At 71.2% G+C, this 5,891-nt stretch carries 7 protein-coding genes; 2 read left to right on the top strand and 5 right to left on the bottom strand.

Annotated features, from left to right (window positions below):
- Nucleotides 1-106 precede the first annotated feature (106 nt).
- Genes ACJ73U_RS24010 through ACJ73U_RS23995 form a run of 4 tightly spaced genes read right to left on the bottom strand, consistent with a single transcriptional unit; the run spans nt 107 to nt 2,871 of the window.
- The gene (locus ACJ73U_RS24010; RefSeq protein WP_407779944.1) at nt 107-709 is read right to left on the bottom strand and encodes a GTP-binding protein; all 603 of its coding nucleotides are present in this window, start codon (nt 707-709) and stop codon (nt 107-109) included.
- A complete protein-coding gene (locus ACJ73U_RS24005) occupies nt 690-1,049 on the bottom strand; it encodes a DUF742 domain-containing protein (protein WP_407779943.1) in 360 nt (119 codons plus the stop codon). Before ACJ73U_RS24005 ends, ACJ73U_RS24010 begins: the two co-directional genes overlap by 20 nt.
- Nucleotides 1,046-1,450, bottom strand: a complete 405-nt coding sequence (locus ACJ73U_RS24000) for a roadblock/LC7 domain-containing protein (RefSeq protein ID WP_407779945.1) — start codon at nt 1,448-1,450, stop codon at nt 1,046-1,048. Before ACJ73U_RS24000 ends, ACJ73U_RS24005 begins: the two co-directional genes overlap by 4 nt.
- 2 nt (nt 1,451-1,452) lie before the next feature.
- On the bottom strand, nt 1,453-2,871 hold the full coding sequence (locus ACJ73U_RS23995; RefSeq protein WP_407779942.1) for a sensor histidine kinase: 1,419 nt from the start codon (nt 2,869-2,871) through the stop codon (nt 1,453-1,455).
- Between ACJ73U_RS23995 and ACJ73U_RS23990 the strand changes: the two genes are divergently transcribed.
- Nucleotides 2,854-4,350, top strand: a complete 1,497-nt coding sequence (locus tag ACJ73U_RS23990) for a cytochrome P450 (RefSeq protein WP_407779941.1) — start codon at nt 2,854-2,856, stop codon at nt 4,348-4,350. The genes ACJ73U_RS23995 and ACJ73U_RS23990 overlap by 18 nt on opposite strands.
- Nucleotides 4,351-4,512: 162 nt before the next feature.
- The gene (locus ACJ73U_RS23985; protein ID WP_407779940.1) at nt 4,513-5,541 is read left to right on the top strand and encodes a trypsin-like serine peptidase; all 1,029 of its coding nucleotides are present in this window, start codon (nt 4,513-4,515) and stop codon (nt 5,539-5,541) included.
- A 75-nt stretch (nt 5,542-5,616) separates the two neighbouring features.
- On the opposite strand, the gene ACJ73U_RS23980 is transcribed toward ACJ73U_RS23985, so the two are convergent.
- Nucleotides 5,617-5,832, bottom strand: coding sequence for a hypothetical protein (locus ACJ73U_RS23980; protein ID WP_407779939.1), 216 nt, complete (start codon nt 5,830-5,832; stop codon nt 5,617-5,619).
- Between the last annotated feature and the right edge of the window lie 59 nt (nt 5,833-5,891).

The raw sequence follows: 5,891 nt of genomic DNA, 5'->3' as shown, positions 1-5,891 counted from the left end.
GCGACCGGGCCGTGTTTGCGGCGGATCTCCGCGTAGAGCCCCATCGGGTCCTGCTGGTAGGCGGGGCCGTACAGGGCAACCGCGTCGGCGCGGCGCGCGAGGTCGGTCATGAACGCACCGCCTCGCGGGCCGTGCTCAGCGCGTACAGGTGGTCGACCAGGCTGATCAGCACCTGCTTGGCCGACTGCCGGTCGCGGGCGTCGCAGTCGACGAGCGGGACCTCGTCGGGCAGCGACAGCGCGTCGCGGACCTTCTCGAGGCTGTGCGTGGCGCCCGGGAAGTTGTTGCGCGCCACGATGAACGGCGTCCCGTGGTGCTCGAGGCGGTCGATGGCGTACCAGGAGTCGGCCACGCGCCGGGTGTCCACCAGCACGACCGCGCCGAGCGTGCCCGAGAACAGCCGGTCCCACAGGAACCAGAACCGCTCCTGTCCTGGCGCGCCGAACAGGTACAGCACCATCTCGTCGTTCAGGCTGATGCGCCCGAAGTCGAACGCGACGGTCGTCGTGGTCTTACCGGTGACGCCACCCGTCTCGTCGATGCCCAGGCCCGCCTGGGTCATCGTCTCCTCCGTCGAGAGCGGGCGGATCTCGCTCACCGAGCGGACCATGGTGGTCTTGCCGACCCCGAACCCGCCGACGATCACGATCTTGAGGCCGTCGCTCGCCGTGTCGGCCAGTGGCGGGCGGTCAGAGGTTGTGGAGTCCAACGAGCACCTTCTTCAGGATGGCGGCGTCGGGCAGCTGGTGGCGACGGGCCCTGGACGACGGGTGGCGGGCGGTGACCTTGTTGGCGCGCAGCAGGTCGGACACCAGGATCTTGACGACGCCGACGGGCATCCCCAGCTCGGCGGAGAGCTCGACGATCGCGATCGGGCTGCGGGCGAGCCGCAGGATCCGGACGTGCTCGGACTGCATGCCCGCCGCCGGCTCCGCCGTGGCCACGACCAGCGTGACCAGGTCCAGGTCCTCGTCCTCGGCGCGGCTGCGACCACGCGTGACCGTGTAGAGCCGGTCGGGCTCCTCGTTGTCCAGCTCGCGGCGGATCATGCGTGCTCACGCCTGCGCGGCGGCGCGACCAGGAACGCGCCGATCTGCTCGACCAGCTCGTTCATCCGGTGCCCGATCAACCCGACGTCGGCGTCCTCGTCGGCGAGCACGGCCAGGTGCGCGCCCTCACCGGCCTCGACGATGAACAGGATGCCGCCGTGGAACTCGGTCATCGAGTGCCGGACCCCGCCGGTGCCGTCGCCGAACTCGACGGAGGCCCCCTGCGACAGCGCCTGCACGCCGGCGGCGATCGCACTGAGCTGGTCGGCCTTGTCCACCGACAACCCGGAGGTGTGGCACAGCTTGAGCCCGTCCCTGGACAGCACCAGCGCGTGGTTCGCTCCCGCGGTCTGCTCGACCAGGCTCTCGAGCATCCAGGTGAGGTTGGCGTCGGTCGCCATGGTCATTCGGAGTCATCCTCTCGGCCGGTCTCCGCGGCGTCCTGCGCGGGCTCGGTGGATCGGCGGCCCTGCTGGAAAGCGCTGAAGCGCGCGCCGATGTCGGTCCTCTTCTCGGTGCGTTTCGGGGTCTCGCGGTTGGCCTCCGTGGCGCGCACCGCCTTGGCGAGCGTCTGGCCGCGCGGCCGTTTGGGCAGCTCGGTGACGTCGGCGACGTCCTCGTCGGGCGGTGCCGGCTCCAGCACCGCGGTGGCGGTGGCGGAGGTCGTCGTGGCCTCGCCGCCCGCCGAGGCGACCGACTCGACCGGTTTCGGCATGGAGACCGTCGGCTCCTCCTCGCGCGGATGGACCACCAGCTGGTTCGGGATCCGCACCACGACGCCGGTGCCGCCGCGCGAGGACGGCCTGAAGTACACCTGCAGCTTGTGCTTGCGCGCGAGCGAGCCGACGACCACCAGGCCCAGCCGCGTGCCCGGCACCTTCGCGAGGTCCAGCGGCTCGGCGGTCGAGACCGCGGCCTCGGCCCGCGCGAGCGCCTGCGGCTTCATGCCGAGCCCGCCGTCCTCGATGGTGATGACGAGGCCGGTGTGCAGCTCCTCGACGTAGACGTGCACCTCCTCCGACGGCGCGGAGAAGCGGGTCGCGTTGTCCATCAGCTCGGCGAGCGCGTGCATCACGTCCTCTGCGGCGTAGCCGACGACCGCGGCCGTGCTGCCCGAGTGCACCTGGACGCGCTGGTAGGCCTGGATCCGGCCCAGCGCGCCGCGCAGGATGCTCTCCACGACGATCGGCCTGGTCCAGCGCCGGCCGGAGCGGGCGCCCGTCAGCACGGCGATGCTGTCGGCGAGGCGGCCGGTCTGCGCGGTGCTGTGGTCGAGCCTGAGCAGGTCGCCCAGCACGTCCTCGGCGTGCCGGCCCTCCATCTCGCGCAGGTCGGCGAGCATGCTGGTGGCCATGGCCTGGACGCGTCCGGCGGCGTTCGCGCACGCGGCCATCGCCGCCGACCGCTGCCGCTCGGACAGGGCGATCTCGCGGACGACCGCGGCCAGCACCTCGCGGGGCACGTCCGCGGCCTTCAGGTCGGCCAGCACGGTGTCGGCGGACGCGCCGTCGCGGACCCGGCGCGCCGCGTCGGGCAGCACCTCGTCGACCAGCCGCCGCAGGCCAGCGTCGAGGGTGCGCAGCCGGGCAGTGGTCCGACCGGCGTGGAGGGCGCGCCGCACGGCGACGGCCAGTGCGATCCACAGCGCTATCGCCAGCGTGCCCATGGTCACCGCGACGAGTGGCCGGTCCGACCGCGGGACCTGGAAGATCGTCCACAGTGTCGCACCGGCCGTGACGGCCATGGCGAACAGGAGGTACGGCAGCACGTCGGTCGTCGACCGGCGTCGCTGCTGGTTCGGGACGTGCTGTCGTGCTGGCATGTGAGTCCTCAGGCTGGGCGGCGCACCGAAACGCAGGTAGAGAAGATAGCCGACGACGCAAACGCCCGAACCGATTCGACCAAACGGGCCTCGCGTGGCGGCCGCGTCCTGGCAGGATTGAAGCCCGTGCCGCTTCCCACGCCACCCGGACCGACGAACCTGATCCGTACGATGATGACCTACCCGAAGGCGCCACTGCCGTTCCTCAGCGACGTGGTGAACACCTACGGTGACGTCTCGTCGTTCCGCCTGGCCACCCTCAAGGTCACCCTCCTCAGCCACCCCCACCACATCCGGCGGGTGCTGCAACAGCGGTCAGGCAGCTACGACCGCGGCTCCGGGGCGTACCGGATGACCCGCAACCTGTTCGGCCGCGGCCTCGCGACCGTCGAGGGCGGCGAGGAGTGGCGGTCCATGCGGCGGATGATGCAGCCGTCGTTCCACTACCAGCGGGTCGCGTCGATGGCCGAGCACATGCTCGCGGTGATCCGGGCACGCGTCGAGATCTGGGACGCGAAGGCCGCCGCCGGGGAGATCGTCGACTTCGCGCAGGAGATGCGCAACCTGACGCTGCGGGTCGTCGCGCGGGCGTTGTTCGCACTCGAGGAGGGCGAGGTCTGCGACCGGTTCACCGACGCCATCGAGACGGTCGACCGCGAGCTCGGCGAGTGGGTGCGGTTCCCGCTGCTGCCGCTGTCCGTGCCGACGGCGAGCCACCGGCGGTACCGGACGAGCCGCACGATCGCGGAGGAGATCATCGACTACGTGATCGTCCAGCACCTGACCGACCAGGTGGACCGGGGCGACCTGCTGTCGATGCTGATCATGACCGAGGACGAGACCGGCGCGCGCCTGTCCGACGAGCAGCTGCGCGACCAGGTCATGATCATGCTGTGGGCCGGGCACGAGACCAGCGCCAACGTGTTGACCTGGCTGTGGTACCGGCTCGGCCGCCACCCCGAGGTGCAGCAACGGGTGCTGCGTGAGGTCGACGAGGAGCTCCTCGGCAAGCCGCCGACGCTCGCGGACTGCAGCAAGCTGACCTACGCCCGCTCGGTGATCGACGAGACGCAGCGGATGTACCCGCAGGCGTGGCTGGGGTCGCGGCGCGCGTTGGAGGAGGACGAGATCGGCGGATTCCGGATCCCGGCCGGCACGGAGATCTTCTTCAGCTCCTACCACGCGCACCGCCACCCCGAGTTCTGGGACGAGCCCGACGAGTTCCGCCCGGACCGCTTCACCGCGGAGGAGGTCGCGAAACGCGACCGCAGCGCCTACTTCCCCTTCGGCTCGGGCCCGCACCTGTGCATCGGCAACCAGTTCGCGATGACCGAGATGCTGCTGATCATCGCCTCCGTCATGCAGCGGTACCGGATCGAGCTGACGGAGCAGGAGCCGGTCAACCCCCGGCCGCTGCTCACGCTCGGCCCGGAGAAGCCGATCCGCGTCCGGCTCGTGCCGCGCGGCCGGCCGGTCTGATTCGCGCCGTTGTGGAGAATTCCCGCCGCGGGTACGCTCGCACGCGAAATTCGGTCGCGTGTAGGGGGCACGTGCTGACCTGACTGGGGATGTCGAAAGCGCACCACTCCCGTTCACGCATGCCTCCTGGCGGCCTCTCTCGGCACGATATGGAGGCCTCGTATGGCAAGCGGAAGACAGGCCCTGCGGGGTGTGGCCGTACTCGTCGCGGCATTCCTCGCAACGTCCGGCCTCGCGGTCGCGCCGGCCACGGCCGGCGCGGCGAGCGATTCCGTTGTCAGCATCAACTCGGTCAGCGTCGGCTCGACGCAGACCGCGGGCAAGCTGCTCGCGTACTGGACACCCCAGCGGCGACGCCAGGCCACCCCGGAGAAACCGGTCCGCGTGGACCCCGCCGCCACGACCGACGTGCCGCCGTCCCGGCTGCCCGCGCGGTCGAGACCCGGCACCACCCCGAAGCTCCGTGCTTCCCGCGTCGGTGACGTCGGCGTCCAGGACGTCACCACCGCGCAGCCGTGGGGACCGCACGGCCAGCTGCCGGCGACCACGATCGGCAAGCTGTACTACACCCGCGACGACGGCAGCGCCGGGTACTGCTCGGCGAGCGTGATCAACGCGGAGAACCTGAGCACCATCTGGACCGCGGGCCACTGCGTGCACGGCGGCGGCGCCGGCCACGGCTGGTTCACCGACTTCCTGTTCATGCCGGACTACGACAACGGGACCGCGATCGGCTCCTGGACGTGGAAGCAGGTGACCGCGACCAACGGCTGGGTGCAGAACGGCGACTGGCAGTACGACATGGCGGCCATCGCGCTGTGGCCGAACGACCTCGGCCGAGTCGCGGACTACACCGGCTCCCAGGGCTACAAGTTCGGCCAGGGCTACAGCTGGAACGTCGACGAGTTCGGCTACCCCCAGGACGCCGTGCCGGCGAGGACCGACCTGAACGGCGAACACCTCTACTACTGCCAGGGCCCCACCTCGGAGAACAGCGGCTTCATGGAGATCGGCTGCGACATGTTCCACGGCGCGAGCGGCGGGCCGTGGCTCGACGACCTGCAGGCCTCCCGCGGCTGGGGCTACATCGTGGGCGCCAACAGCTGGCACTACTTCGACTTCAGCGTCTACCGCAGCGCCTACCACGGCGACGCGGCGATCGACGTCTTCGACGCGATCAGGAACGTCTGAGCCGAACCGCGACGCCTGCCCCGGCCTCTCCGCCGCCGGGGCAGGCGTCGCCACGTCCCACGTCAGCGACCCGTCTCAGCCACCCGTCGCGTTCCGCCGCCGCTCGTCGGTCCAGTACGACTCGACGACCTTCGGGTCCTGGGTGTTGGTGACCCCGACCGGCGCGGCCGGGTCCCGCGTGTCCGCCGGCGACGAGGCCCGGGAGGCGAGCACGACCCCGGCCACGACCCCCACGGCCGCCGCGACGGTCAGCACCAGGCGCAGACTCCTGCCGCGATTCGCTCCGCTCACGCCGTCCCCTCCTCCGCTCCCGGCCCCCGGAACGCTCCGCAAGCTCCGCTCCTCCGGCG

This window comes from Actinophytocola sp. (genome assembly GCF_045807065.1).
Lineage (GTDB): Bacteria > Actinomycetota > Actinomycetes > Mycobacteriales > Pseudonocardiaceae > Actinophytocola.
Note: the sequence above shows the minus strand (reverse complement) of the source record. Positions and strands in the feature narration are given on the sequence as shown.

Coding starts and splice junctions, on each gene's coding strand:
- ACJ73U_RS23995 (WP_407779942.1), bottom strand. CDS start 2,871: ATGCCAGCACGACAGCACGTCCCGAACCAGCAGCGACGCCGGTCGACG.
- ACJ73U_RS24005 (WP_407779943.1), bottom strand. CDS start 1,049: ATGATCCGCCGCGAGCTGGACAACGAGGAGCCCGACCGGCTCTACACG.
- ACJ73U_RS24000 (WP_407779945.1), bottom strand. CDS start 1,450: ATGGCGACCGACGCCAACCTCACCTGGATGCTCGAGAGCCTGGTCGAG.
- ACJ73U_RS23985 (WP_407779940.1), top strand. CDS start 4,513: ATGGCAAGCGGAAGACAGGCCCTGCGGGGTGTGGCCGTACTCGTCGCG.